The organism is Bradyrhizobium sp. LTSP849 (genome assembly GCF_000938255.1).
In the GTDB taxonomy this organism is placed as follows: domain Bacteria; phylum Pseudomonadota; class Alphaproteobacteria; order Rhizobiales; family Xanthobacteraceae; genus Bradyrhizobium.
Genome location: NZ_JYMR01000055.1, coordinates 62,554 through 87,621, shown reverse-complemented (window position 1 = coordinate 87,621; position 25,068 = coordinate 62,554). Strand labels below are relative to the sequence as shown.

Below are 25,068 nucleotides of genomic sequence, written 5' to 3'. Positions count from 1 at the left end.
ACGAATGCACGGAACGCGAATCCTGGACGAGGCCGACCGTCTGATGACGGTCTGCAATTCCTGCCGCTACTGCGAGGGTCTCTGCGCGGTGTTTCCCGCCATGGAGATGCGGCGCGCCTTTTCCGACGGCGACCTCAATTATCTCGCCAATCTCTGCCATTCCTGTGGCGCCTGCTACGTCGATTGTCAGTTCTCGCCGCCGCATGAATTCAACGTCAACGTTCCGCAGACGCTTGCGATAGCGCGGGCCGAATCCTATGCGGCTTATGCGTGGCCGCAGGCGCTATCCGGCGCCTTCGCGCGCAACGGCCTCGTCATCAGCATCGTCGCCGCGCTCAGCATGGCCGCCTTCATCTTCGGCTTCTCCGCCGTGAACGACCATAGCGTACTGTTCGGCGTGCACACTGGCCCCGGCGCGTTCTACAAACTGATGCCGCATAACGCGATGGCCGCGCTGTTCGGAGCAGCCTTCCTCTATGCGATCCTCGCGCTGGTGATGAGCGTGCGCGCCTTCTGGCGCGACATCGGCACACCGATCGGCGGCCGCGCAGATGGAGGTTCGATCTTCCAGGCGATCCGCGATGCCGGCGAGCTGCGCTATCTCCATGGCGGCGGGGTCGGCTGCAACAATGAGGACGAGCGGCCTACCGACCGGCGCAAGCTCTATCATCACCTAACCTTCTACGGCTTCCTGCTGTGTTTTGCCGCAACGTCGGTGGCCACGCTTTATCATTATCTCTGGGGACGCGAGGCGCCGTATCCCTGGTGGGATCTGCCCGTCGTGCTCGGCACGCTCGGTGGCATTGGCCTCATCGTGGGACCCGTCGGACTGTTCATCGCGAAATCACGACGCGCTCCTGAGCTGCTCGACGAGCAGCGCTACGGCATGGATGTGGGCTTCATCGCCATGCTGTTCCTGACCGGCTTTACCGGCCTCGCGCTTCTGGTCCTGCGTGAGACTGCCGCCATGGGGCCGCTGCTGGCATTGCATCTCGGCGCAGTGTTCGCGCTGTTCATCACTATGCCCTACGGCAAGTTCGTGCACGGCATCTATCGCTTCGCGGCGCTGGTGCGTTATGCGCAGGAGCGGCGGTCCGACGCATCGTGACCGGACGAGGGCTGCGTCGACGCTGACGGTGATCAGCCGCGCGCCGCGATGATCTCGCGTTGTCGCGACGGGACGACGACGACGTCCGGTCTCCCGTTGTCGACCTGAACCCGGTTGCGCCCTTTCTCTTTGGCGCGATAGCAGGCGGCATCCGCGCGCCGCATCGCTTCCTCGAGCGTGGCGTTGCCGTCGGCGATGCAGGTAACGCCGATGCTGGCGGTGATAGCAAAGCAGCAATCGTCCCAGGCGAAGTTGAACAGCTCGAGCGAGCGGCGCAGCCGTTCGGCAATATCGAGGGCGTCGTAGGGCGCGCATTGCGGCAGGATTAGGCCAAATTCATCGCCGCCAAGCCGGGCGACCAGGTCGTGCGGCCGCCGATTCTGCTGCAAAAGGCGCGAGATCTGACAGAGCAGGCGGTCGCCCGCGAGATGGCCGCAGCTGTCGTTGACACTCTTGAATTGGTCGAGGTCGAGCAGGATCAGGCTGAGCGGACCTTTGCCGGCGCCATCAAGCTCGCTTTGCAGGCGCGCTTCGAAGGCGCGCCGGTTGGCGAGACCGGTCAGCCAGTCATGCGAGGCCTGAAAGGCGAGACGCTCCTTCTCGGCATGCAATGCATCCTCGAACGCCTGGCGTTGCAGCACCAGTCGGCGCGTGTGCCAGATCAGGAGCAGGATCAGCGTCGCCGCGGTCGCAATGTTCACGCCGGTCAGCATCAGCTTGATGGCGCGGGAACCTTCGCCCAGCACCGTCGAGAACCGATTGGCGTGTCCCGTGAACTGGCTGTTCAGGTCGGACAGCCGCGACGACAGAAAGTTCAGGCGGTCGCTGTCCGCAATGGGACCATTCTTCAGCTCGGAACGGATGACCTCGCCGAAGACGTTCAGCTCCAGCAACATGGGATCGGTAGCGGCCCACTCCCGGATCGCCTCCTGGAGGAAGCTGACCCGGCTGAAATAACGGAACAACCAGATCAAGCCGGGCACATCGTCGGGATGGTTGGCGCCTTGCAGGAAGCCGATCCGGGCGGCTTCGGCGTCGACCGGTTCGCGTTCGAGCGCCCAACGCGCGAACTCGTCGCCGATGGGGACAGCGAGCGAGGTCTGGTATTGCGCGAACTGGCCCGCCTCGCCTGAACGCAGATAGAGGTTGAGGAAGTAGACGGCGTTCTTCTGCGACCGCGACCACATCGCTTCGCCCGCAACATAGGCGCGGACCGAGGACATCACCTCGAGGCTGAATCCGGCGATCGCCGCCTGCAGCACGACGACTGCGATGAACGGCGAGACGAGCTTGATGACATGAAGGAAGTTGCGTCCCTTCGTCGACGGCGCTGTTCTGCGAAACACCTGCGTTCCCCAAATCGCTCAACGACCCCAGCGGAGCGTCCGCTCATAACGCGGATTGCGTGCGAAGGGTGCTTAACTCGACTTGAAAATGCCGGGAGACTGCGTCGCAGGGTGAAGGCGCTGTGAAGCGTATGCTCGCAGATCGTTGCAAATGCCGCCAAACCGGAACTGGCGCATTGATGCCTCGAATTCGTCGCGTGCGGTTTACTCGATCGAGAGAATTTCGGGTTGGCGCTAGACCAGCACCGGCGTGCGTACGCGGCCGGCGTCGCCGAACACACGCAGGTAACGCTCGATCTCCGAGGGCAGACCGGTTGCCTTCTCCGGATTGTCAGAGAGCTTGACGGCCGGATGTCCGTCGACCGACGACACCTTGCACACGATCGAGATCGGATCGAGATTGATCGAGGCATCCGGCGGGCAGCCGACGAAATCGTTGGTGAGGTTGGTGCCCCAGCCGAAGGACAGCCGTACCCGGCCGCCAAAATGGTGATAGGTCTCCTCGATCGAGCCGACATCCATCGCGTCGGAGAAGACGAGCAGCTTGTCCCGGGGGTTGCGACCCTTCGATTCCCACCATTTGATGATTTCTTCGCCGGCCTGGATCGGCGGCGCGCTGTCGGGGCGGAAGCCGGTCCAGTCGGCGACCCATTCCGGTGCATCGCGCAGGAAAACTTTTGTGCCGAACGCGTCCGGCAGCGCGATCAGCAAATTGCCGCCATAGGTCTGGCGCCACTGGTCGAGGATGCGATAGGGCGCCCAGCGCAATTCCTCGTCGTCCTTGGCGAGCGCGGCCGCGACCATCGGCAGCTCATGCGCGTTGGTGCCGATCGCTTCGAGATCGTTGTCCATCGCGAGCAGCACGTTGGAGGTGCCGATGAAGGACGGACCCAAGCCTTCCTTCACCGCCTCCACGCACCAGCGCTGCCAGAGGAAGCCGTGGCGGCGGCGCGTGCCGAAGTCGGACAGCCGCAAATTCTCGAGCTTGCGCAGCCGCTCCACCTTGGTCCACAGCTTGGCCTTGGCACGGGCAAACAGCACATCGAGCTCGAAGCGGCCGCGGCCCTTCATCGCCGAACGCGAGCGCAATTCGTTGAGGATGGCGAGTGCCGGAATCTCCCACATCGTGGTGTGGGTCCACGGCCCGTGGAAATGCAGCTCGTATTGGCCTTCGACCTTGCGCAATTCGTATTCGGGCAGTCGGAATTCGGCGAGCCAGCGGATGAAGTCCGCCGAGAACATGTGGGTCTTGCCGTAGAACGTGTTGCCGGCAAGCCAGATCAGCTCCTTCTTGGTGAAGCGGATGGTGCGGGCATGGTCGAGCTGGGCGCGCAGCTCGCCCTCGTCGATGATCTCGGCAAGCCGGACATGGCGCGAGCGGTTGATGACCGAGAAGGTCACCTGCTGAGTCGGGTACGATTCCCGAATCATTTGCAACATCAATAGTTTATAGAAGTCGGTATCAAGCAGGCTGCGGATGATGGGGTCCAGCCGCCAGCTGTGATTGTACGTCCGGCTCGCAATATCGGTCACTGTCATGGGGCAATTCTAGCGTGGCCGCCCGCGCGCAACCAGTGGGTTTGGCGAGGGGCTGGGTAACGCCAGGCCCTCGGCGGCGGCGCCGAGTCGGCGGCCGCCTCAGCGGCGGGGAAGCCATTCCTTCGCCCTGCGCAACGGTGCGGTCAGCCGCCAGGAGGTAGAGCTTCGGACCGCCGCCAGTTGCGCCCGCGCGTCGTCCCTCTCCGCCAGAAATCCGTGCCGCTCGGCCGCAACGGACTGGAGCTCGGCCAGGGCCGAATCTCGCTCCGCCGTGACCCAGTCGCGCATCGCGGCGTCTTCCCGCCACAGGCTGAACTGGCGGGCGAACGCCTGGCGCAAATGAGCGTCCTGCCGTTCGCGTAACGGCGCGGTCGTGATATCCGCCTCGACGATCTTGAGCCGTGTCGATGGATTGCTGATCCCGGCATAGTGGTGAACGATCGGGTCGGGCACGGTGGCGAGGCCGGGAATCGAATTCCAGGCGGTGTCGAGACGCGCGACACCGGATCGGTTCGGCTCGTCGGGACGGTCCGGTCCAAGCCCCACACATGCATCGTAACCGAGAAGGTGGAGCATGGTGGCTTGGTCGAACCAGGGATGCGGGAATTCGTCGATCTCCCAGACCCGCCTGAAAAATTCGCGTGACCAGTCGTGCACACGGATCAGCATGACGCCCGAATTGAAGTGCGGAACGAAATCCGCGGCCAGGATCTCGGATGTATCCGGACCGTGCCAGGCCATATGCAGATGAGCGTCGTCGACCGCCGCCGTCCTGACGTCGACATCGTTGCGAAGCACGATGGCGTCGACGTCCATCCAGAGCACGAAGTCGAAATTGTCTTCAAGCGCGGCCCGGATCACTTCGATCTTCAGCCATCCGCGCGGACGTTTCCAATTGTCTCCATGAATGATGCGCATTTGATAGCCATGCGCCTCGGCGAATGCTTGCATGCGGGGAACGGTGAGGGCGGCGAGCGGCTGTTGAACGGAGTCGTAGGCGGTCAGAAGGCACACGCTTGGCCGCATGAAAATTCTCCGAACGCCCGTCCTGGCGTTCCATCGATCTTGTGATCAGAGCCCGCTCGCAGATGCGGTTCGAGGATCGTGTGATCTCGCGACTTCGTGCCTCTACATCGCGTCGAACAGCCTGATGAGCGGAACCTTGGCGCGAAATCGCGGGCCTCGCATCAACCATTCGGTTGAGCTCGGTCAGCCATCGCGTTTGATCATCATTTCCGGGCTTCGGGTGTGGCCGATCGGACGCAACCAGTTCGGAATCTTGGTCATCCCCCCGCGGCGGTCGCCGCCACGGCCTCGAGCTGACTTCTGATCCAGCGATGCGCCAGGTCCTTCTGATAACGCTGGTGCCAGACCATGAACATCGGCAGCTCCGCGAGCGTCCTGGTGCGCGAGGCCAGCGGAATCTGCGCATGTGCAAATCCGCGCATGACGCCGGAGGCGAGCAGGCTCGGCATGCTCGCCAGCATCTGCGAGCCACGCAGGAAGGGCGGCACGCCGGAGAAGCTCGGCACGGAGATGGCGATGTCCCGGTGGAAGCCGTTGGCCGCAAGCTGGCGATCGAAGTCGAGCCGCTCGTTGTCGGTATAGACTACGGTAATGTGGCACGCCGCGAGATAGGCGCTGCGGCCGGCCGGAGCAGTGCGCGCCTTGGCGTCGTAATAGCAGACGTAATGATCCCGCAGCAGGCGCTTCTGCATGATGTCGACGCCGGACGGCGGCAGCGGCGTGATCAGGAGGTCGCAGCGGTTCTCGCGCAGCATCGCAGGCGAGGGCGATTGCGATGGGATCACGCGCAGGTTCAGGCTCTTCACTTGAGCTGCAACATGATCGAAGAAACGCGGCAGCAGCAGGTCGCGCTGCAAGTCGTTCGCGGCAACTGTCAGCGAAAGTTGCGCAAGCGCGGGCTCGAACGTGACCCCGCCGGCAAAGCTCCGCATCTCGTCGATCAGCGCACGCGCTTTCGCGGCCAGTGCCTGGGCATGGGCGGTCGCGACAATGCCGCGGCCGGATTTTGCGAACAGCGGATCGCCGGCGATCCGCCGCAGCTTGTTCAGGGCGTGGCTGACGGCCGATTGCGTCAGGCCGAGACGTGTCGCGGCCGCCGTCACCGAGCCTTCCTCCAGCACGGTCAGGAACAATTCGAGCGCGCGGCCGTCGAGCGCCAAATGATCGATTTTGTTCATGGGATTCATTATAATCGATCTATTTATCCGGGGAATAGACCGGCCCATGCTCTCCCGATAAGCCGCGCGCCCGGACCCCGGGACGCCACAGGGAGAGACAATTCCGATGAATGCCCAGGCGCCAGCCTTAAGGGATCCCCGCCTCAACCGCCCCGAGCCGTTCACGCCGCGCGACGGCGGCTTCTTCCAGCGCGACCATTCCATCCACCCGCCGGCGCATGCGCCCGGCTATAAATCCTCGGTGCTGCGATCGCCGCGCCAGGCGCTGCTGTCGATCGAGAACTCGGTCTCGGAGATCACTGGGCCGGTGTTTGGCCACAACGATCTCGGGCCGCTCGACAACGATTTGATCCGCAACTACGCCAAGGACGGCGACCCCGTCGGCGAGCGCATCATCGTCCACGGCCGTGTGCTGGACGAAACCGGGCGCGGCGTGCCGAACACGCTGGTCGAGTTCTGGCAGGCCAACGCCGGCGGCCGCTACCGGCACAGGAAGGATACGTATCTCGCGCCGATCGATCCGAATTTCGGCGGCTGCGGCCGCGCGCTGACGGACGATACCGGCTACTATTATTTCCGCACCGTAAAGCCCGGGCCCTATCCCTGGCGCAACTTCGTCAACAGCTGGCGTCCCGCCCACATCCACTTCTCGGTGTTCGGCTCTGGCTTTGCGCAGCGGCTGATCACGCAGATGTATTTCGAGGGCGATCCGCTGATCCCGGTCTGCCCGATCCTGACGACGATCCCGGACAAGGATGCCCTCGACCGCCTCGTGGCGCCGCTCGACCTCAATGCCTCGACGCCGTTCGACTCTCTCGCCTACCGCTTCGACATCGTGTTGCGCGGCCAGCGCTCCACCTATTTCGAAAATCGCACCGAGGGGAACTGAGCCAATGCCGCAGCCGTTCAACTATCTCAAGGAAACCGCCTCGCAGACTGCCGGGCCCTACGTCCATATCGGCCTGATCCCGGCCATGGCCGGCTTCGACATCTTTGACAAGAATTTTTCCAACGTGCTGGTGACGCCGAACACGCTTGGAGAACACATCACGCTGGAAGGCAAGGTGATCGACGGCAGCGGCACGGTGCTGCGCGACGTGCTGCTGGAGATCTGGCAGGCCAACGCGGCCGGCCACTACAACCATCCGGCCGATCGTTCGGCCAGCGCACTGGACGAAGATTTCCGCGGTTGGGGCCGCGCCGGCTCCGATTTCGAGAGCGGACTGGTGACGTTCGAGACCATCAAGCCGGGCGCGATCATCGACAGAGCGGGCCGGAAATGCGCGCCGTACGTCAACATCTGGATCGTCGCGCGCGGCATCAATATCGGCCTCAACACGCGGCTCTATTTCTCGGATGAAGAGGCCGCGAATGCCGCCGATCCCGTGCTCAATCTCGTGGAGCCGCCGGTCCGTCGCAAGACACTGATCGCTGCCCGCAGCGAGCGGGCCGGCAAGATCGTGTATTCCTTCATGGTCAATTTGCAGGGGCCCGACGAGACGGTGTTCTTCGACGTCTGATTGATCCCGCCCAAAATGAAGCGGTCCCGTCCGAAGATGGGGCCGCTTCTGTTGTCATGATCTGCAAGCTAGAAGCCGGTCGGCCCCACGGCGCCGATCCAGTGCTTGACCTTGGTGGGATCCCTTTCGTCCATATAGAAGAAATGGGCCATGGTCGGTCGCACGGCTGCGATGTTGGGATCGTCGAAGCGCATAGCGACCTTGCCGTGGAAGATCTTGAGCTCAGGGCTGTCCCAGAACTCGACGACGTCGTGGAGCGCGGTGAAGCCGCGGTCGATGAACTGCCGCAAATTGTTGCGGATTGCTTCGCGGCCGTGCCAGTCGGCGACACCGAGATTGCAGATCGCATCTTCTGCGAAACAGTCGAACCCCTTGCCGAACGTCTTGTCGTCGATCTCCTTCCACATCGCGAGAAGCCATTCCGGCGGGGCGGTCTTTGTGAAGGTCTTCGTAATCATGGTCTCTCCTTTGATTGATTGAATGTGAGGTTTTGTGAATTAGCCATTGGATGGGGCGATCCCGAGCCTTGCGGCAACCCGTCGGGCGGTCGCCTCTCGTTGCGCCGTGATGTCGGCCACAGCAAGTTTCGCCTGGTCGAGGATGGCGACCGGCGCACGCTCCGGCGTGCCGCTGTCGAACGGCGGCTCCGGCGCATACTGCATGTAGAGCTGGATCGCGCGCGCGACGTCGTCGCCGCGGAGTTCGGCCGCGAGCCGCAGGGCCCCGTCGATGCCGGCGGTGACGCCGGCGGCAAAGATCCAGTTGCCGTCGATCACAACCCGTTCGTTGACGGGAATGGCACCGAACAATGGCAGCAGGTGAAATGAAGCCCAATGGGTCGTCGCCCGCCGTCCCCTGAGCAGTCCCGCCGCGCCGAGCAGCAGAGCGCCGGTGCAAACTGAAAATACGCTGCGCGCACCCGCAGCCTGCCGCTGGATCCAGGCGAGAACCTCGTCGTCCTCCATCACGCCTTCCTGGCCGAAGCCGCCCGGCACATGAAGCACATCGAGCCGGGGTGCGTCGGTAAACGTCGCATCCGGCGTCAGGTGCAAGCCCCTGACGTCGCGAACGGGGGCGGTCGTTTTGGCGTAGACGCGATAGGTCGCACTCGGAATGCGCGACAGCACCTCGAAGGGACCGGTCAGGTCGATCTGATCGAGGCCGTCGAACAGCAGGGATCCGATTTGCAGGTGCGTCTCATGCGGGATCATGGGTTGCTCTCAATTCGAAGCTGGACAGCCGCAACCTAACGGGGCACGCTGTGGCTGAGATGCCAAAGTCCCCTCGTTTCCCGCCAAGTTCCATGTCTCGCGATGCACGCCTTTCTGGTCGGGGTAACGCCGCTCGCGTGATTGAAGTGCTGGCCTACCCGGCGGTGCAGTTGCTCGACGTCACCGGGCCGCTCCAGGTGTTCGCGACCACCAACGAGCAGGTCGTGGAGGCCGGCGGAACGCCGCCCTATACCCTTCGGGTGGTGGCGAAAGATCGTGTGCGGGTAGCGGCGTCGTCGGGACTGGAGATTGCAACAGAGCCGCTTCCGCGCGGCACAAGTGTGCTGGATACGCTGGTGGTCGCGGGTGGCCCGGGTGTCGACCTTGCCGCCTCCGATCCGGCGCTGCTGGATTGGCTGCGGCAGCGCGTGAAGAAGGCGCGGCGCGTAGCGTCGGTCTGCACCGGTGCATTTTTGCTCAGTGCATCCGGCGCGCTCGACGGGCGGCGCGCGGTGACGCATTGGTCATACTGCGCCGAGCTCGCGCGACGCTTCCCCGCCATACGCGTCGAGTCCGATCCGATCTTCATACGCGATGGTACAATCTGGACGTCGGCAGGGGTGACGGCCGGCATCGACCTCGCGCTGGCGCTGGTGGAGGAGGATTTGGGCCGCACCACGGCCCTCGCCGTGGCGCGCTATCTCGTCGTCTTCCTCAAGCGGCCGGGCGGGCAGGCGCAGTTCAGCGAGGCGCTGTCGCTGCAATCGGCCGAAGACGAATTCGGCGCACTGCACGACTGGATCAACACGCATCTCGCCAGCGATCTGTCGCTGCCAAGACTGGCGCGTCAGGCCGGCATGAGCGAACGCAGCTTCAGCCGGCATTATGCCAGAGCCACCGGCCTGACACCGCTGCGCGCCATCGAGCGATTGAGGGTAGAAACTGCCCGGCGGATGCTGTCGGAGACGCGTCAGCCGGTGAAGCGGATATCCCAGCGCTGCGGCTTCGGGTCGGAGGAGACGATGCGCCGCAGCTTTTTGCGCGTGCTGGCCACCGCGCCGCAGGACTATCGCCGGAGGTTCGGCTCCTGAATTGGACCAGGCTTGCTATTCGTCGCCATGGAGCTGCGCGCGGAAGTCGCGCGGTGACAGGCCTGTCGCAGCAGCGTAGACCCGGCTGAAATAAGCGGGGTCCTCGAAGCCGAGCGCATAGGCGATCGTCGAGATCGGCAGGTTGGTGTAGACGAGGTTGCGCCGCGCCTCGCGGATCAATCGATTGAGGATCAGATGCGAGGCGGTATCGCCGGTCGCTGCGCGCGTCACGCGGTTGAGATGGGTGGGCGTGATCGATAGCGCCTTGGCGTAGTCGACCACGCTCCAGCGTTCCAGATGATGCTGCTCCAGCAAGGCCTCGAAGCGACGGAACAGGCCGGATTCTGCAATGCCATTGCTGCCGCTCTCGCTTGTGAGCGCACGCGCCACTAGTCCGATCATGGCCGCCGACAATGCCCGCAGCACATGTGCGCGGCCGAAATGGCGTGCGGCGTGCTCGGCAAAGATCTGCTTCATGGTGGCGCGGATCTGCGGCGTGCCGCGCACCACGGCCGATTGCGACAGCGCGCTGCGCAGGCCCTCGGCGGCCAGCAGCGCTTCGTCCAGAATTTCCGCGGCGATGGTCAGCACCCAGCCCTGGGTGTCGGGCACGAAGCGGAAGCCATGGACGTGGCCGATCGGCACGTTGACGATCTGCATCGGCTTCAGCGGTACCACGCGGCCATCGAGCGTCGCCTCGCCGCCGCCGCGTTCGATCAGCAGCACCTGGTGCAGCCGGGCGTGCCGGTGCACGGCCAGCGTCCAGTCGTGCAGCACCGAGCGGGACGCAATCGTCTCGCAGTGGACCACGTCGGGCAAATCGCCGGACTCGCCGAACAGATTGTAGACCCGGATGGCCGGGGCGGGGGCTGCTGTTCTCATGTTCGAATTGTACAAGACAATGGCGAAACCCTCCATCGGTCCGGACTACGGAATCTGCAAAAAAAAAGCGTGGACGGGAGGACGCAAAAATGAAAGTTCAGGTCTGCATCATCGGCGGCGGGCCGTCAGGGCTGCTGCTGTCCCAGCTCCTGCACCTGAAGGGCATCGACACCGTCGTGCTGGAGAAATACAGCCGCGACCACGTGCTGGCCCGCATCCGTGCCGGGGTACTCGAGCACGGCTTTGCCAAATTGATGCGCGAGGCGCAGTGCGGCGAGCGAATGGACCGCGAAGGCGAGATCCACGGGGGATTCGAGATCGCCCATGACGGCGTGCTCTCGCACATCGACCTGTACAAGCATTCCGGCGGAAATTCGGTACTGGTCTACGGCCAGACCGAGCTGACGCGCGACCTCTACGAGGCGCGCGACCGGCTCAGTGGCAGGGTCGTGCACAATGCCGAGGACGTGACGCCGCACGATCTGACGTCGGAGCGGCCTTACGTGACCTATCGATCGAACGGGCAGGTGATCCGCGTCGATTGCGACTACATCGTCGGTGCCGACGGCTTTCACGGCGTCAGCCGCAAGTCGATCCCGAACGACGTCCTGCGCGAATATGAGAAGGTCTATCCGTTCGGCTGGTTAGGGGTGCTGTCGCGGACCAAGCCGGTGTCGCCGGAGCTGATCTATGTGAAGCACGAGCGCGGCTTTGCGCTCTGTTCGCTGCGCTCACAGGTGTTGAGCCGCTACTACGTCCAGGTGCCGCTCACCGACAAGGTCGAGGGCTGGTCCGACGATGCGTTCTGGGCCGAGCTGAAGCGCCGTCTACCGGACGAAGTCGCCACGCGGCTGATCACGGGGCCCTCGATCGAGAAAAGCATCGCGCCCTTGCGCAGCTTCGTCGCCGAGCCGATGAGCTATGGCCGCCTGTTCCTCGCTGGCGACGCCGCACACATCGTGCCGCCCACGGGCGCGCGCGGGCTGAACAGCGCCGCCTCCGACATCTATTATATCTACCACGCGATGCTCGCGCATTATCAGCATGGCGACGATTCCGGGCTCAAAGGCTATTCGGCCAAGGCACTGGCGCGGATCTGGAAGGCACAGCGCTTTTCGTGGTGGATGACGATGCTGCTGCACCGCTTCCCGGACCGTTCCGACTATGAGGACCGGCTTCAGCAGACGGAGCTGGACTATCTGTTTTCGTCAGAGGCCGCGCAGCGCCTGCTTGCGGAGAATTATGTGGGGCTGCCGTTTTAGGCGGCTGCTACTTCCCTTCCAGCGTATTCACTGGCGTCCAGTCCGCTGGTGGCGGATTCGCCGCCAATGCCCGGGCACGCTTTGCAAAGTATCTGCACGGCGGATCGTCGACGGCCGCGCTTTCGAATACATCGGCGGCTTGCGCGAAGTCGCGCGCGCGCCAGCATGCAAGTCCCCTGGCGTAGGTCGCCGCGCGCAGGCCTTGCTCTTGCGTCTCCTGGTTCACGTCGGCCAGCGGCTCGTACACCCGGATCGGCTTGTCGCGTCCCTGCACCCTGACCGTGTCCAGCTCGCGCCATATATAAGCGCCGCGGCTTTGGCTCATGGTCATTTCCGAGGCCATGATCGTCGTGCCGAAATATTTGTTGGCGCCTTCGAGCCGCGAAGCGAGGTTCACGGTGTCGCTCATCACGGTGTAGTTGAAGCGCCGGCGCGAGCCGATATTGCCGACCACGGCCTCGCCGCTGTTCAGCCCGATGCGATGGGCTAGGCCGCGATCCCGGAACGCGGGATGGCTTTGGTTGAGCTCCTCCAGCTTGTCGCGGCATTGAAGCGCGGCAGCGACTGCGTTCCGTGCATGATCGGGATCATCGGCCGGGGCGCCGAACATGGCGACGATGGAATCGCCGATATATTTGTCGACATAGCCACCATGGCTTTCGATGATGTCGGTCATCGCGGACAGATATTCGTTCATCAAGGCGACCAGCTCGCTCGGTGTCATCCTCTCGGCAATCGACGAGAAACCGCTGAGGTCCGAGAAGAACATGGTGATGTTGCGCATCTCGCCGCCGAGGACGGGCATCTTGCCGGAGGTGACCATGCTGTTGATCACCTCGGGCGCGAGATAGAACGCAAAGCTCTTGCGCAGAAAACGTTCCTCGCGATCAGCGATGATGAAGCGGAAGCCGATCATCATCGCGAGTGCGGCAAGGCCTGCCAGCGCAGGTTCGGTCAGGGGCAACGCGACTGCACGTTCGAACAGGGCAAGGGCGAGACCTGCATAGACGACGACAAGCGCGAGCCAGGCGACGGCGGCTCCCGTGGGCGCCAGCAGGCACGCCGCCAGTGCGGCGAGCGCCGCGAACACGATCGTCAGAATGGTTCGCAGGGGAAAGCCGAGCTCGATCACGGCATCGCGTTCCATCAGATTTCGGACCGCCGTGGCATGCACGAGGACGCCGGCGATGTCGCTGCGCGCTTGCAGCGCCGCTTGTGCCGGGGCGGGAAGGGCACATCGTGCGCCCGGCGTCCCGTCATATCCGCCGGACAGCCGCACCGAGGTAAGCTTGCGGTCCTCGAAATTGAGGATGGTGCCGAGCAGAACGACCTTGCCGTCGAATGCGCGGCGGAAGAAATCGCGGTCGCCTTTGTCGACGCAGGCGCGCAGGTCGGCAAATGAATATGTCGGAACGTCGCGCCCTACGCCGCGGAAGTTGAGCGTGAGCGTGTTCGGCACCGCGCTCGGGATAGCATAGCCGGACAGCTCCGTTGCGCCGGACGACGCTGTTTCGGGCTGTGCGCCAAGCGCGCGTGCGGCCAGCTCGGCAGCCATCGCAGGGACCGGTTTGCCCTCGATCGAGAAGCTCAGCGGCATCCGCCGGATTACGTCGTCGATGTCCGTATACACGTTGAGGGCGCGGATGTTGTTCTTCACCGCCAGTTGTTGCGCGCGGTAGGGTCTGTCCGGATGGTCCTTGCTCTGGACTTCGCCGAGCACCAGCTTGCCGCTGTCGGACATCTGCCGCAGGGCAATCAGATAATCCCGGTCGAAGCCCTTCATGCGGGCGCCGAGCGACGCGTCGCCAAACGGAATCTCCGATTGCTCGATCGAGCTTGGAAAGATCACGTCGAAGCCAATGACCTTGGCGCCGCCCTCCGTGATGCTGCCGAGCACCCGGCCGATCTCGCGCGTCCAGGTCTGCGTCGGCGACCCCTTGAACGGCGGGGTGTCGTAGGTCTCCCCATCAATGGCTACCACGACGACCGGAGAGGACGCGGCATCGCGGCGGTCGCCGATCAGCTTCCAGCGCATGGCCGTGAGGATGTCGAGGGAGAGTCCCTGGAGCGTCTGGAGCGGGGGGGACGTGAAGAGCGCGCCCGCAAGGAGCGCAATCAGGATCGCTGCAACAATGTCCCGCCTGCCGATCCGCCGCATCGCGGGTCGGCTATTCGAACCGCAGCAGACGGCCGACGATCGGCGTCGGCGACGAGGTTGCGCTCGCGTCGACCTGGAAGGCGTAGTGTTTGGTGCCGAGCGTTGCGAGATAGGTTCCGCCCGGGGTCAGTGACTTCCCGGTTTTGGTCAAGTCATAGAACTTGCCGCCGACCATGATCTCGTTTTTGAGCGGAACGCTGATCGTGGGCTCCTTGCCGTCGGTGCGTTCGATCACCAGCGTGCTGCCGCTCTTGGCCTGGATCAGCGGCGCTGTGCCGTAGATCGTCGGCAACTTGGTCGGCGCTGCCTTGCCGTCGGATCGCATGGTGCGGAACGTGGTCGCTGCACTCTGGTTCGCCTCGCGTTCGGAGAGCTGCGCCGCGCTGGCGTCGCAGGGCACCTTGACCCGCTGCACATTGCCGAGTTGGACCGTGCTCTGCTCGGCGCCGACCAGGACGACGCCTTCACTGATGGTCTCGCGCAGGCAGGATTTGAGATAGCTGAGCGTGATGCCTGCCTTGGGTCCGAGCTTGATGATCTTGCCGGGCGCCACATAGTCCATGAACTCGACGCCGTCGACTTTGCCTTGCACGTCCTCGACGATCGCGGCCGGCGTTTCCGCGATGGCGGGGGCGGCGAAACAAAACACGCCGACAATGGTGCCGATCAGGCTTCTCATGGGCTTTCCCATCCAATTCGAACGATATGCAATTGATCCCCGCCCTGGCCAGAAGCTTAGCAGCGGATGGCACAGGCAAGTGTGATCAGAATCACTCTTGTTATTGGTCCACTCTAGCAGGAAGAGGTTCAAACCCGTGATGGCAGAAAACGGAGCTTTGGCAAACCGTTACACGATGCGCGATGTCACACCGCCGCGGCGGCCTCGGGCGTGTGGTCCTGGTTCGGACGGCTTCCGGTCTCGCCTTGTATCGCGCCTTGTATAAAGGGTGAGAGGACGGCCTCGGATCTCTGCGACGGCGTCGCAGGCTGCCCGGCGGCAATTTCCACGACCTCCTCCCAGCGCGACAGAAAGGCCTCGACGCAGGCCGGGTCGAACTGCCGTCCCTGGTTTTCGACCAGATAGTCGAGGGCGACCTCGAGCGGCATCGGCTCTTTATATGGTCGCCGCGTCGTCAGCGCGTCGAAGACGTCGGCAACCGCGACCACGCGGGCGGCGACCGGGATCTCGTCCGCCTTGAGCCCGTTCGGATAGCCAGCGCCGTCCCAGCGCTCATGATGGCCTGCGGCAATCTGCGCACCGAGCTGGATCAGCTCGCAGTTGGAGTCGGCCAAAATCTTCTCGCCGATCGTCGCGTGGGTGCGGATCACGGTCATCTCCTCGTTGGTCAGCCGGCCGGGCTTGAGGAGAATATGGTCGGGAATGCCGACCTTGCCGACGTCATGCAAGGGCGCGGCAAGATAGATGTCGCGGCAGAGCCGGGGCGGCAGGCCCAATTGTTCGGCGATGACCCGGCTGTACCGGGCGACCCGCAGCGTGTGCTCGCCGGTGTCGTTGTCGCGATATTCGACCGCGAGCGCGAGCCGCAGGATGATCTCCTCCTCGCGCTCGCCAAGCTTGCGTGTTGCGGCCGCGACTTCGCTGGCCAGATGCGCGGCGCGATCGTTGAGCTTGCGCACGGCTGCACCAAGCTGAATCAAATTCCGCAGGCGCACCGTCATCTCGACGCTTTGCGGCTGCTTGGGCAGGAAATCGGTTGCACCAGCCTGCAGCGCTTCCATCTTGATGTCATCGGTCTGTCGCGAGGTGATCATCGCAATCGGGATGTCGGCGCAGCCCGGCAGGGTGCGGAAGGTGCGGATGAAGCTGATGCCGTCCATATGCGGCATCTCGTAGTCGACCAGCACGAGATCGAACACGCGGTCGCGCGCGCAGGCCAGCGCCTCGACGGGGTCAAGGAAGGTCGTGGCCTCGACCAGGCCTTCCGCTTCGATATGCCGTTTCAGGAAATTGAGGACAGAGCGGCTGTCATCAACCAGAAGCGCTTGGGTCAGCATCGGCGGCCGGGCTCGTTCGGATAGCGAGGCATGACCTCAACGAATAGCGGGTGCAATTTAACGCGGAGCAAACATCCATGCCGCGGCGAGCAGCCGCAAGGTTGCGCGCAGCGCATGCGATTCGAGCGCGCTATGCACGTATGCATGCAAACGGGAAGTTTTTCGGTTTGTGACCCGTAGTTGTACGGTGGCAGCCGTTAGGGGTTTGCACACTCTCCTTCGCGAATAGTTGTCGCGCGGGATTCTCGCCATGCGTGCAGCGAATCCCGGGGAATTTGGGGGACGGATGTCGTCTGATGTGACTGAGCCGAAGTGGTCCCTACGGCTGCCTGCAGATTGCAGCATCGCTGCGATCCGCAGCGTCTATGACCTCATTCGCGAGGCTTTCGGCCGGCAGGACCGACTGGAGATCGACTGCTCCAACGTCGACAAGGCCGACGTGACCTCGATCCAGCTGCTGCTGTCGACCGCGAAGACAGGCGAGGCCCAGGGCCGCCCGGTGGTGCTCACCTCATTCTCCCAATCTCTGCGCAATACCCTTCGCCGCGCTGGCTTCTCGAGCGACGCGATGATCGATCAGCATTTTCCGCAAAAGAAAGATGGCACCTAATGGCCACGATTCTGACCGTCGACGACTCCCCAAGTATCCGGCAGATGATCAAGGTCGTGCTCGAGCCGGCCGGTCACAGCGTGATCGAGGCCGGTGACGGCGCGCAGGGGCTTGCCAAGGCGCAGGCCGGCAAGCTCGATCTTGTGATCACCGACCTCAACATGCCCGTCATGAACGGGCTGGAGCTGATCCGGGCGCTGCGCAAGCTGCCGAGCGCGGTCGGCATGCCCATCGTGTTCCTGACGACTGAATCCAACGACACGGTAAAGCAGGAAGCCAAAAGCGCCGGCGCCACCGGCTGGATCACAAAGCCGTTCAAGCCGGAGCAATTGCTGGCCGTCGTCGCAAAGCTGGTGCGCGCATGAACGTCATGGACCCGACCGAGGTCTTTCGTCAGGAAGCCAGCGAGCTGTTCGAAGTCCTGGAAGGGGCCTTGCTCGACCTCGGCCTGCGTCCCGACGACCGCGAACTGGTCGACTCCGCCTTCCGCGCCCTGCACACCATCAAGGGCTCGGGCGCCATGTTCGGCTTCGACAAGGTCGCCTCCTTCACCCACGAATTCGAGACCGCCTTTGACCGCGTCCGCAAGGGCGAGATCAAGCCGACCCAGGAGCTGATCTCGGTCGCGCTCGCCGCCAAGGACTATATCCGCGCGCTGATCGAGGATCCGCAGTCGACCGACGACGTCATCGGCGACGGCATTCTCGACGACCTCAAACGCTTCGTGTTGTCCGACCAGCCCGCCGCGCCGGTCGCCGAGATCGCGGAAGCGCCGCCGCTGGCCCCCGCCGAGAGCAAGCAGGCTGGCTGGCATCTCTATCTGGAATTCGAATCCCACATCCTGCGCAACGGCTCGAACCCGCTCGATCTCTTGGAAGATCTCTGCAAGCTCGGCCCCTGCTTCGTCGTGCCGATCACCGACGGCATCCCGTTCCTCGATGAGATGGACCCGGAAGACTGCTATCTGAAGTGGGACGTCAAGCTGCACGCGGCCTGCGACAAGGATGCGATCGACGACGTCTTCATGTTCGTCCAGGACGAGCTGAAGCTCACGCTCGCACCGCTGGAGCATGTCGAAGCGCCGCCGGCGCCGCTGTTCCTTCCCCTCGATGAGGAATCGGCCGGGGTAGTGGAGACGCCTGCGCCGGTGGTTGAGGCTGTTGCTGCGCCCGTCGCCGTGCAGCCCGTCGCAAAGGCGGAGACCAAATCTGAATCCAAGCCTGAGTCGAAGCCCGAGAGCAAGCGCGACATTGCCACCGTTCGCGTCCAGGCCGAGCGTCTCGACGAACTGATGGACCGGGTCGGCGAGCTCGTCATCGCACAGGCCCGGCTGACCCAGCTCGCTGCCTCCGGCTCCGATCTCTCGATCAAGATGATCGCCGAGGAAATCGAGCGCCTCGCCTCCTCCTTGCGCGACACCACGATAGGCGCGCGCATGGTGCCGATCGGCTCGCTGTTCGGCCGCTTCCGCCGCCTGATCCATGACCTGTCGCGGGATCTGTCGAAGCCCGTCGATTTCGTCACCACGGGCGAGGACACCGAGCTCGACAAGACCATGATCGAGTGCCTGGCCGATCCGCTGGTGCACCTGATCCGCAACGCCATCGACCACGGCATCGAGGACACCGCAACGCGCGCCGCCAACGGCAAGACCGAGCAGGGTCGGATCGAGCTCGCCGCCGTCCATTCCGGTGCGCAGGTGCTGGTCACCGTGAAGGACAATGGCGGCGGTCTCAACACCGCGCGTATCCGAGCCAAGGCGGAGGAGCAGGGGCTGATCGCGGTCGGCGCCACGCTGTCCGATCACGAGATCCACCAGTTCCTGTTCCACCCGGGCTTCTCGACCGCGCAGACGATCTCGGCGCTGTCCGGCCGCGGCGTCGGCATGGACGTGGTCAAGCGCACCATCGAGAACATGCGCGGCTCGATCGACCTGACGACCAGGCCGGGCCAGGGCACGACCGTGACCCTGCGCCTGCCGCTGACGCTTGCGATCATCGAAGGCCTTCTCATCCGCGTCGGTGAAGGCCGCTACATCATTCCGCTGTCGGCGGTCGAGGAATGCGTCGAGCTGACGGCCGAGGACGAGCGCTCCCGTGGCCGCAACTTCCTCAATATACGCGGCAACCTCGTGCCTTTCCTCAGGCTGCGCGAGATCATGTCCTCGTCGGGATCGCCCGACCGGCACCAGAAGACGATCATCATCTCGACCGGCGAAAGCCGCGTCGGGCTGGTCGCCGACCAGATCATCGGCAACCACCAGACCGTGATCAAGTCGCTCTCCAAGCTGCATTCGGACGTCACGATCTTCTCCGGCGCGACCATTCTGGGTGACGGCACGGCCGCGCTGATCCTCGACGTCGCGCAGCTCGTCGTGCTGGCGCAGTCGAAGGTCGAAAAACACATCAGCGAGGCGGCGTGATGAACGATGGTTTGGCCGGCGAGCATCGGGCCGACGCGATGCAGGTCGTGATGATCGGCCTTGGCGAGGAGAAGTTCGCGCTCGACGCAGGCCTCGTGCGCGAGATCATCGACCCCGTTCCGGTGACGAAGGTGGCCGGTGCGCGGTCCTTCGTTCCCAGCGTGATCAACGTGCGCGGCAACGTCATTCCGCTCGCTGATCTCCGCATCCGCTTCGGCATGCCGCAGACCGAAGATTCTGCTGATACGCGCATCGTCGTCATCGAGATCGAGATCGACGGCGAGCCGGTGCTTGTCGGCGTCACCGCCGACAAGGTCTATGAGGTCACTGAGATTTCGCAAACCGACGTGCAGCAGACGCCGCGCGTCGGCATGCATTGGAAGCCGGAGTTCATCCGCTTCATCACCAAGTGGCGTGAAGAGTTCGTCATCGTTCCCAACATGGAACGCATCCTGAATTGAAATGAGGTCCCTGGGGGGCCAAAAGGACTAGGGGCTCGATATGCGGTTCACCATCAAGGCGAAGCTCGCGTCTGCGTTTGGGGCGATCATCATACTTTCGGCGTTCACGGGCGGACTGGCCTACCTGAAGCTTGCCGACCAGGTTGAAACGTCTGCCGATCTTGTGCAGCGCGCGGCGCGGATCGACAAGTCGGGCGAGCTGCAAAATAACGTCCTTTACCAGACGAGAGCCGAGCGCGACATCATTCTCGCGTCCACCGATGCCGAAATGCTGAAGCTGGCCGAGGACATCAAGAAGTATCGCGCCGACGCAAATCGCCTTCTCAACGACGTCAAAGCCAGCGCTTCAGACGTTGGAAAACGCCTGCTGGACAAATTTTCCGCCGCCTATGAAAAAATGAATGCCGACGAGGATGCGATCATCGGCCTCGCGTTGAAGAATTCGAATTATCGGGGAGCGCAGCTTTGGACGGCGGAAGGAGCGCCGATCTCGAAGCAGTGGAACGACTCGCTCGACGTGGCTCTCGCCGAACTGAACCGCATGCCGACCTCGTCCGAGAAGAGCAATGCCATTCTGGCCGCCCATGCCATCAGGCTTGAAGGCGTCCGTCTCCAGCGCCAGGTCGCATTGTCTTTTTCAGCCTCGAGCATGGAGGAACTGAACGCGACGATGAAGGCGATCGGCGAACAGGAGGAGGCGCTCAAGGCTTCTGCCAGACAGGGCGCTGCGGCGATTGCCGCGGCCGGCCTGCCGCCGACGGGCGCCGTAGCCCAGACCGAGCGCCTTTCGGGCATCGTTTCCCGTGTGTCCGATATCGTGAAGGAAGGCGGAAACATTCGGGCGAGCGCGCTCGCGGCTGCCGAAGGCAAGGTGAATGCCGCCGACGCCATCGCGACATCCAGCGATTATATCACGCTCGTGAAGAAGCAGATGGCGGAGCAGTCAGCCGAGTCGGCGCAGGACGCCTATCGTGCGAAGGTGCTGTTGATCGGCGTGCTCGCGCTCTCGCTCCTGATCGGCGCCGGCTCGGCAATCTGGATGGCCCTCAGCATCAGCCGTGCCGTCTTGCGCGCGGTCAACCTTGCCGGCGCCGTGGCCGGTGGCGATCTCAGCCAAACGATCGCAGTCACCAGCAATGATGAAATCGGCGACCTCGTCCGCTCGCTGAATGCCATGGTCGAGAAGCTCCGTCAGGTGGTGACCGAAGCACTCACCGCTGCCCAGAACGTCTCTGCCGGCAGCCAGGAACTCTCCGCCAGTGCCGAGCAATTGTCGCAAGGCGCGACCGAGCAGGCCTCTTCGGCCGAAGAAGCTTCTTCGTCGATGGAGGAAATGGCTTCAAACGTGAAGCAGAACGCCGACAACGCCGGCCAGACCGAGAAGATCGCCGGGCAGTCGGCCAAGGACGCCGAAGCCAGCGGCGTGGCTGTCGGCCGTGCGGTCGGTGCGATGCGGACGATTGCGGAAAAGATCACCATCGTGCAGGAGATCGCGCGCCAGACCGACCTGCTGGCTCTGAACGCCGCGGTCGAAGCCGCGCGCGCCGGCGAGCACGGCAAGGGATTTGCGGTGGTCGCCTCCGAGGTGCGCAAGCTCGCCGAACGCAGCCAGGCCGCCGCCGCCGAGATCGGCACGCTGTCCACGGAGACGGTGAAAGCCGCTCAGGAGGCCGGCGACATGCTCGCAAAGCTCGTGCCTGACATCAAGAGGACCGCCGAGCTCGTCGAGGAGATCACAGCGGCCTGCCGTGAGCAGGATGTCGGTTCCGCCCAGATCAACCAGGCGATCCAGCAGCTCGACAAGGTCGGCCAGCAGAACGCCAGTGCGTCCGAGCAGGTCTCTTCGACCTCCGAAGAGCTTGCCTCGCAGGCCGAGCAGTTGCAGTCGACGATCTCATTCTTCCGGATTGAGCACGCGGCTCGCAGAGAGCAGGCGGCAGCCATGCCGATCGACCGCGCCGTCAAGCAACTCCGCGCCAAGGCAGAGCATATGGCGGCGACGGACCGTGGTGCGAAGAAGCCCGCGCCGGTCCGCCAACCTGCGCGCGCGCTGAAGGTTGCGGGTGGGGGTGGATTTGCCTTCGACATGGACGGCGCCGCGGACGATCGCGACGCGGAGTTTCAACGCTGATCAGCCGGTCCGGTGAAAGCCGGACCAGCGCTCTTGGGAAATCTGACCGAGTGAATGCACCATGGCCGAATTCTCGCAATACTTGACGCTCGGTCTCGCCAACGAGACATTCGGCATCAGCATCCGCAATGTTCGCGAGATCCTCGACATGCGGACGATCTCGCGCCTGCCCCATGCGCCGGACTTTCTGCTCGGCATGATCGACGTGCGCGGAAGCGGTTATCCGATCGTTGATCTCAGAATCAAACTCGGCTTGCCAAGCGTGACTGCGACCGAAGCAACCCGCATCATCATCCTCGATGTGCCGATGAATGACCGTTTGATCGGTGTCGGCTTTGTCGCCGATTGCGTGTTCGAGGTGACCGACATCGACGACGAGGCCATCGAGCCGATTCCGGACGTGGGAGGCAAGTGGCAATCTGACTATGCCACCGGCATCGGCCGCAAGGGCGAGAAGTTCATCGTCATCTTCGATCTCGCCAAGCTCATGGCGAGGGACGAGATCCCGGAAGCGCGGGACGCGCTGATGGATGCGCCCCGCGCCGCCTGAATTCATCACAGTCATGCGTGCTCAAGCCCAGGCAACCCATTCGAGAACGAGAAAATCGAGGCTGACTATGAGATTCACCGTCAAAGCAAAGCTTGCGAGCGCGTTCGGCGTCGTCATCATGTTGTCCATGATCGCCAGTGCGGTCAGCTACATGAAGCTAGTCGACATGGTCAACACCGCCGAAGGTCTGCTGAGCCGCTCGGAGCGGGTCGAAAAGGCCGGAGAGATCGAGAAGGGCATCCTGCTACAGGTCCGGGCCGAGAAGAACACGATCCTGGTTTCCGAGCAGGACCCGGAGCGCTTCATTTCGGAGATCGGCAAGCTCCGCGAGCAGCTTCTGAAGACGAAGGACGAGATCTACGCCATCGCCACCGAGACCGGCAGGAAATACCTCGATAACTTCGCCGTCGCGTATACGGCGATGACCGCCGCGCAGGACCAGACCTTGCAATTGGCCAGGACGGACAGGGGCAAGGCCGCCGAGCACTCGATGGGTGAGGGCCGCAAAGCCGTTGCCGTCGCCATGGAGGCAGCGAACGCCTATGTCGCCTACGTGAAGAAGGCGATGGCCGAGCAGGCCGAACAGGCCAGGCAGGACGGCTCGCGTGCGGAAACCACACTTCTCGTCCTGGCTCTTGTATCGCTGTTGATCGCCGTGGGGGCCGCGACCTGGATCGCGCTCAGCATCAGCCGTGCCCTGACTCAGGCTGTCGGCCTTGCCGACGCCGTCGCGATCGGTGATCTCGGACGCAAGATCGATGTTTCCAGCAATGACGAGATCGGGGATCTCATCAAATCGCTGAACACGATGACGGCCAATCTGAACGAGACTGCCGCGGTTGCCGACGAGGTTGCCCAGGGCAATCTCGCGGTTCAGGCCAAGCGCCTGTCCGACAAGGACACCCTGGGTATCGCGCTGGAGCGCATGATCGCGAGCCTCAACACCACCGCCGAGGTCGCCAACGAGATTGCGCGGGGTAATCTCACGGTCGAAGCCAAGCGTATCTCCGACAAGGACAAGCTCGGCATCGCTCTCGAGACCATGGTCGAGAAGCTCCGGCAGATCGTGTCGGAGGCGCTGACCGCGGCGCAGAACGTTTCGGCCGGCAGCCAGGAGCTTTCCTCCAGCGCCGAGCAGTTGTCGCAGGGTGCGACCGAGCAGGCATCCTCGGCGGAAGAGGCGTCCTCCTCGATGGAGGAAATGGCGTCCAACGTGAAGCAGAATGCGGACAACGCCAACCAGACGGAAAAGATCGCCGCGCAATCGGCCAAGGATGCCGAAGCCAGCGGTGCCGCGGTCGGCCGCGCAGTCGAAGCCATGCAGACGATTGCCGCGAAGATCACCATCGTGCAGGAGATCGCGCGCCAGACCGATCTGCTCGCGCTCAACGCTGCGGTCGAGGCCGCACGCGCCGGCGAGCACGGCAAGGGGTTTGCGGTGGTCGCCTCCGAAGTGCGTAAGCTCGCTGAGCGCAGCCAGGCGGCTGCCGCCGAGATCGGCACGCTGTCGACGGAAAGCGTGAAGGTTGCGCAGGAAGCCGGCGGCATGCTGGCCAGGCTCGTGCCCGATATCAGGAAGACCGCCGAGCTTGTCCAGGAGATCACGGCGGCCTGCCGCGAACAGGACGTCGGCTCCTCGCAGATCAACCAGGCGATCCAGCAGCTCGACAAGGTAGGTCAGCAGAACGCCAGCGCGTCCGAGCAGGTGTCCTCGACGTCGGAAGAGCTCGCCTCGCAGGCCGAGCAGTTGCAGTCGACGATCGCGTTCTTCCGCATCGATCAGAACGCGCGAGCCAACTCGGCAGTGCCGGTCGACCGAGCCGTCAGTCAGCTTCGCGCCAAGGCGGTCAGCATGGCGACGGCCGATCGCTTTGCGAAAAAGCCCACGGCGAGGCCGGCGCGGGCGCAGAAGGTGGCGATCGGTGGCGGGTTTGCCTTCGACATGGACGGCACCGAGGACGAGCGCGACGCGGAGTTTCAACGCTAACCGGCTGGTCCGGCGTGCCGGACCCGCGCTCTTGGAATACCTGACCGAGTGGATGCACCATGGCCGAATTCTCGCAATACTTGACGCTCGGTCTCGCCAACGAGACATTCGGCATCAGCATCCGCAATGTTCGCGAGATCCTCGACATGCGGACGATCTCGCGCCTGCCCCATGCGCCGGACTTTCTGCTCGGCATGATCGACGTGCGCGGAAGCGGTTATCCGATCGTTGATCTCAGAATCAAACTCGGCTTGCCAAGCGTGACTGCGACCGAAGCAACCCGCATCATCATCCTCGATGTGCCGATGAATGACCGTTTGGTCGGTGTCGGCTTTGTCGCCGATTGCGTGTTCGAGGTGACAGATATCGACGAGAGCACCATGGAGCCTGTTCCCTCGGTCGGTGGCCGTTGGCAGTCGGAATACATCGCTGGAATCGGACGGAAGGGCGAAAAGTTCGTGGTCATCTTTGATCTGGCCCGCCTGATGGCCGGAACGGATATGCCGACGCAGCGCGAAGCCGATGCCGCATCCCCGGTCGCGGCGTAGGCGCGGCTCCTCTTAGTTTGCC

23 protein-coding genes are annotated in these 25,068 nt (G+C 63.6%); 13 read left to right on the top strand and 10 right to left on the bottom strand.

The features are described 5' to 3' along the window. The first annotated feature begins 4 nt into the window (after positions 1 to 4). On the top strand, positions 5 to 1,108 hold the full coding sequence (tcuB, locus tag UB31_RS36420; RefSeq protein ID WP_045014353.1) for a tricarballylate utilization 4Fe-4S protein TcuB: 1,104 nt from the start codon (positions 5 to 7) through the stop codon (positions 1,106 to 1,108). 32 nt (positions 1,109 to 1,140) lie between these two features. Here tcuB and UB31_RS36415 read toward each other — a convergent pair whose 3' ends face one another. The 4 genes from UB31_RS36415 to UB31_RS36400 form a co-directional block, all read right to left on the bottom strand. Continuing rightward, positions 1,141 to 2,454, bottom strand: coding sequence for a GGDEF domain-containing protein (locus tag UB31_RS36415; RefSeq protein WP_045014352.1), 1,314 nt, complete (start codon positions 2,452 to 2,454; stop codon positions 1,141 to 1,143). Between the two features lie 234 nt (positions 2,455 to 2,688). After that, positions 2,689 to 3,993, bottom strand: coding sequence for a nicotinate phosphoribosyltransferase (gene pncB / locus UB31_RS36410; RefSeq protein ID WP_045014351.1), 1,305 nt, complete (start codon positions 3,991 to 3,993; stop codon positions 2,689 to 2,691). A gap of 99 nt (positions 3,994 to 4,092) precedes the next feature. Further along, positions 4,093 to 5,019 (bottom strand): putative nucleotide-diphospho-sugar transferase, encoded by a 927-nt coding sequence (locus UB31_RS36405; RefSeq protein WP_050044928.1) that lies wholly within the window; start codon positions 5,017 to 5,019, stop codon positions 4,093 to 4,095. A 257-nt stretch (positions 5,020 to 5,276) separates the two neighbouring features. After that, positions 5,277 to 6,206, bottom strand: a complete 930-nt coding sequence (locus UB31_RS36400) for a LysR family transcriptional regulator (protein ID WP_045014350.1) — start codon at positions 6,204 to 6,206, stop codon at positions 5,277 to 5,279. A gap of 97 nt (positions 6,207 to 6,303) precedes the next feature. On the opposite strand from UB31_RS36400, the gene pcaH reads away from it, so the two are divergent. Continuing rightward, on the top strand, positions 6,304 to 7,086 hold the full coding sequence (pcaH, locus tag UB31_RS36395) for a protocatechuate 3,4-dioxygenase subunit beta (protein ID WP_045014349.1): 783 nt from the start codon (positions 6,304 to 6,306) through the stop codon (positions 7,084 to 7,086). Between the two features lie 4 nt (positions 7,087 to 7,090). Continuing rightward, positions 7,091 to 7,717, top strand: a complete 627-nt coding sequence (gene pcaG / locus UB31_RS36390) for a protocatechuate 3,4-dioxygenase subunit alpha (protein ID WP_045014348.1) — start codon at positions 7,091 to 7,093, stop codon at positions 7,715 to 7,717. 68 nt (positions 7,718 to 7,785) lie between these two features. On the opposite strand, the gene UB31_RS36385 is transcribed toward pcaG, so the two are convergent. Together UB31_RS36385 and UB31_RS36380 are read right to left on the bottom strand one after the other, a co-directional pair. Next, a complete protein-coding gene (locus UB31_RS36385; protein ID WP_045014347.1) occupies positions 7,786 to 8,175 on the bottom strand; it encodes a hypothetical protein in 390 nt (129 codons plus the stop codon). Positions 8,176 to 8,214: 39 nt separating this feature from the next. Further along, entirely contained in the window at positions 8,215 to 8,928 is a 714-nt protein-coding gene (locus tag UB31_RS36380) for a DJ-1/PfpI family protein (protein WP_045014346.1), read from the bottom strand. A 140-nt stretch (positions 8,929 to 9,068) separates the two neighbouring features. On the opposite strand from UB31_RS36380, the gene UB31_RS36375 reads away from it, so the two are divergent. Further along, positions 9,069 to 10,019 carry a GlxA family transcriptional regulator gene (locus UB31_RS36375; protein ID WP_502691319.1) on the top strand — a complete coding sequence of 317 codons (951 nt, stop codon included), beginning with the start codon at positions 9,069 to 9,071 and terminating at the stop codon, positions 10,017 to 10,019. 15 nt (positions 10,020 to 10,034) lie between these two features. On the opposite strand, the gene UB31_RS36370 is transcribed toward UB31_RS36375, so the two are convergent. After that, complete coding sequence (locus UB31_RS36370; RefSeq protein WP_045014344.1) at positions 10,035 to 10,937, bottom strand: helix-turn-helix domain-containing protein; 903 nt, start codon at positions 10,935 to 10,937, stop codon at positions 10,035 to 10,037. A gap of 53 nt (positions 10,938 to 10,990) precedes the next feature. Here UB31_RS36370 and pobA point away from each other — a divergent pair, with 53 nt between their 5' ends. Continuing rightward, positions 10,991 to 12,163 (top strand): 4-hydroxybenzoate 3-monooxygenase, encoded by a 1,173-nt coding sequence (gene pobA, locus UB31_RS36365; RefSeq protein WP_045014343.1) that lies wholly within the window; start codon positions 10,991 to 10,993, stop codon positions 12,161 to 12,163. A 7-nt stretch (positions 12,164 to 12,170) separates the two neighbouring features. On the opposite strand, the gene UB31_RS36360 is transcribed toward pobA, so the two are convergent. The 3 genes from UB31_RS36360 to UB31_RS36350 all read right to left on the bottom strand — a co-directional run bounded on the left by UB31_RS36360 (position 12,171) and on the right by UB31_RS36350 (position 16,337). Beyond that, positions 12,171 to 14,321, bottom strand: a complete 2,151-nt coding sequence (locus UB31_RS36360) for an adenylate/guanylate cyclase domain-containing protein (RefSeq protein ID WP_045014342.1) — start codon at positions 14,319 to 14,321, stop codon at positions 12,171 to 12,173. A 10-nt stretch (positions 14,322 to 14,331) separates the two neighbouring features. Beyond that, positions 14,332 to 15,000, bottom strand: a complete 669-nt coding sequence (locus UB31_RS36355) for a hypothetical protein (protein ID WP_045014341.1) — start codon at positions 14,998 to 15,000, stop codon at positions 14,332 to 14,334. Between the two features lie 185 nt (positions 15,001 to 15,185). Further along, on the bottom strand, positions 15,186 to 16,337 hold the full coding sequence (locus UB31_RS36350) for an HD domain-containing phosphohydrolase (RefSeq protein WP_045014340.1): 1,152 nt from the start codon (positions 16,335 to 16,337) through the stop codon (positions 15,186 to 15,188). A 286-nt stretch (positions 16,338 to 16,623) separates the two neighbouring features. On the opposite strand from UB31_RS36350, the gene UB31_RS36345 reads away from it, so the two are divergent. The 8 genes from UB31_RS36345 (at position 16,624) to UB31_RS36310 (ending at position 25,046) form a co-directional block, all read left to right on the top strand. After that, positions 16,624 to 16,947, top strand: a complete 324-nt coding sequence (locus UB31_RS36345; RefSeq protein WP_044999606.1) for an STAS domain-containing protein — start codon at positions 16,624 to 16,626, stop codon at positions 16,945 to 16,947. Then, positions 16,947 to 17,312 (top strand): response regulator, encoded by a 366-nt coding sequence (locus UB31_RS36340; protein WP_044999604.1) that lies wholly within the window; start codon positions 16,947 to 16,949, stop codon positions 17,310 to 17,312. Before UB31_RS36345 ends, UB31_RS36340 begins: the two co-directional genes overlap by 1 nt. After that, positions 17,309 to 19,369 (top strand): chemotaxis protein CheA, encoded by a 2,061-nt coding sequence (locus UB31_RS36335; protein ID WP_045014339.1) that lies wholly within the window; start codon positions 17,309 to 17,311, stop codon positions 19,367 to 19,369. The genes UB31_RS36340 and UB31_RS36335 overlap by 4 nt, the downstream gene beginning before the upstream one ends. Then, positions 19,369 to 19,830 (top strand): chemotaxis protein CheW, encoded by a 462-nt coding sequence (locus tag UB31_RS36330; RefSeq protein WP_197090903.1) that lies wholly within the window; start codon positions 19,369 to 19,371, stop codon positions 19,828 to 19,830. The genes UB31_RS36335 and UB31_RS36330 overlap by 1 nt, the downstream gene beginning before the upstream one ends. Positions 19,831 to 19,870: 40 nt before the next feature. After that, a complete protein-coding gene (locus tag UB31_RS36325; RefSeq protein ID WP_045014337.1) occupies positions 19,871 to 21,961 on the top strand; it encodes a HAMP domain-containing methyl-accepting chemotaxis protein in 2,091 nt (696 codons plus the stop codon). Between the two features lie 61 nt (positions 21,962 to 22,022). Next, positions 22,023 to 22,511, top strand: coding sequence for a chemotaxis protein CheW (locus UB31_RS36320; RefSeq protein ID WP_045014336.1), 489 nt, complete (start codon positions 22,023 to 22,025; stop codon positions 22,509 to 22,511). 67 nt (positions 22,512 to 22,578) lie between these two features. Next, positions 22,579 to 24,498, top strand: a complete 1,920-nt coding sequence (locus UB31_RS36315) for a HAMP domain-containing methyl-accepting chemotaxis protein (RefSeq protein ID WP_045014335.1) — start codon at positions 22,579 to 22,581, stop codon at positions 24,496 to 24,498. A 59-nt stretch (positions 24,499 to 24,557) separates the two neighbouring features. Beyond that, positions 24,558 to 25,046, top strand: a complete 489-nt coding sequence (locus tag UB31_RS36310; protein ID WP_045014334.1) for a chemotaxis protein CheW — start codon at positions 24,558 to 24,560, stop codon at positions 25,044 to 25,046. Positions 25,047 to 25,068 lie beyond the last annotated feature (22 nt).

Excerpts from the sequence above, each read along its gene's own strand:
- tcuB (WP_045014353.1), top strand. The coding sequence starts at position 5 with ATGCACGGAACGCGAATCCTGGACGAGGCCGACCGTCTGATGACGGTC.
- pncB (WP_045014351.1), bottom strand. The coding sequence starts at position 3,993 with ATGACAGTGACCGATATTGCGAGCCGGACGTACAATCACAGCTGGCGG.
- UB31_RS36405 (WP_050044928.1), bottom strand. The coding sequence starts at position 5,019 with ATGCGGCCAAGCGTGTGCCTTCTGACCGCCTACGACTCCGTTCAACAG.
- UB31_RS36400 (WP_045014350.1), bottom strand. The coding sequence starts at position 6,206 with ATGAATCCCATGAACAAAATCGATCATTTGGCGCTCGACGGCCGCGCG.
- pcaH (WP_045014349.1), top strand. The coding sequence starts at position 6,304 with ATGAATGCCCAGGCGCCAGCCTTAAGGGATCCCCGCCTCAACCGCCCC.
- pcaG (WP_045014348.1), top strand. The coding sequence starts at position 7,091 with ATGCCGCAGCCGTTCAACTATCTCAAGGAAACCGCCTCGCAGACTGCC.
- UB31_RS36385 (WP_045014347.1), bottom strand. The coding sequence starts at position 8,175 with ATGATTACGAAGACCTTCACAAAGACCGCCCCGCCGGAATGGCTTCTC.
- UB31_RS36380 (WP_045014346.1), bottom strand. The coding sequence starts at position 8,928 with ATGATCCCGCATGAGACGCACCTGCAAATCGGATCCCTGCTGTTCGAC.
- UB31_RS36370 (WP_045014344.1), bottom strand. The coding sequence starts at position 10,937 with ATGGAGGGTTTCGCCATTGTCTTGTACAATTCGAACATGAGAACAGCA.
- pobA (WP_045014343.1), top strand. The coding sequence starts at position 10,991 with ATGAAAGTTCAGGTCTGCATCATCGGCGGCGGGCCGTCAGGGCTGCTG.
- UB31_RS36360 (WP_045014342.1), bottom strand. The coding sequence starts at position 14,321 with ATGCGGCGGATCGGCAGGCGGGACATTGTTGCAGCGATCCTGATTGCG.
- UB31_RS36355 (WP_045014341.1), bottom strand. The coding sequence starts at position 15,000 with ATGAGAAGCCTGATCGGCACCATTGTCGGCGTGTTTTGTTTCGCCGCC.
- UB31_RS36350 (WP_045014340.1), bottom strand. The coding sequence starts at position 16,337 with ATGCTGACCCAAGCGCTTCTGGTTGATGACAGCCGCTCTGTCCTCAAT.
- UB31_RS36345 (WP_044999606.1), top strand. The coding sequence starts at position 16,624 with ATGTCGTCTGATGTGACTGAGCCGAAGTGGTCCCTACGGCTGCCTGCA.
- UB31_RS36340 (WP_044999604.1), top strand. The coding sequence starts at position 16,947 with ATGGCCACGATTCTGACCGTCGACGACTCCCCAAGTATCCGGCAGATG.
- UB31_RS36335 (WP_045014339.1), top strand. The coding sequence starts at position 17,309 with ATGAACGTCATGGACCCGACCGAGGTCTTTCGTCAGGAAGCCAGCGAG.
- UB31_RS36330 (WP_197090903.1), top strand. The coding sequence starts at position 19,369 with ATGAACGATGGTTTGGCCGGCGAGCATCGGGCCGACGCGATGCAGGTC.
- UB31_RS36325 (WP_045014337.1), top strand. The coding sequence starts at position 19,871 with ATGCGGTTCACCATCAAGGCGAAGCTCGCGTCTGCGTTTGGGGCGATC.
- UB31_RS36320 (WP_045014336.1), top strand. The coding sequence starts at position 22,023 with ATGGCCGAATTCTCGCAATACTTGACGCTCGGTCTCGCCAACGAGACA.
- UB31_RS36315 (WP_045014335.1), top strand. The coding sequence starts at position 22,579 with ATGAGATTCACCGTCAAAGCAAAGCTTGCGAGCGCGTTCGGCGTCGTC.
- UB31_RS36310 (WP_045014334.1), top strand. The coding sequence starts at position 24,558 with ATGGCCGAATTCTCGCAATACTTGACGCTCGGTCTCGCCAACGAGACA.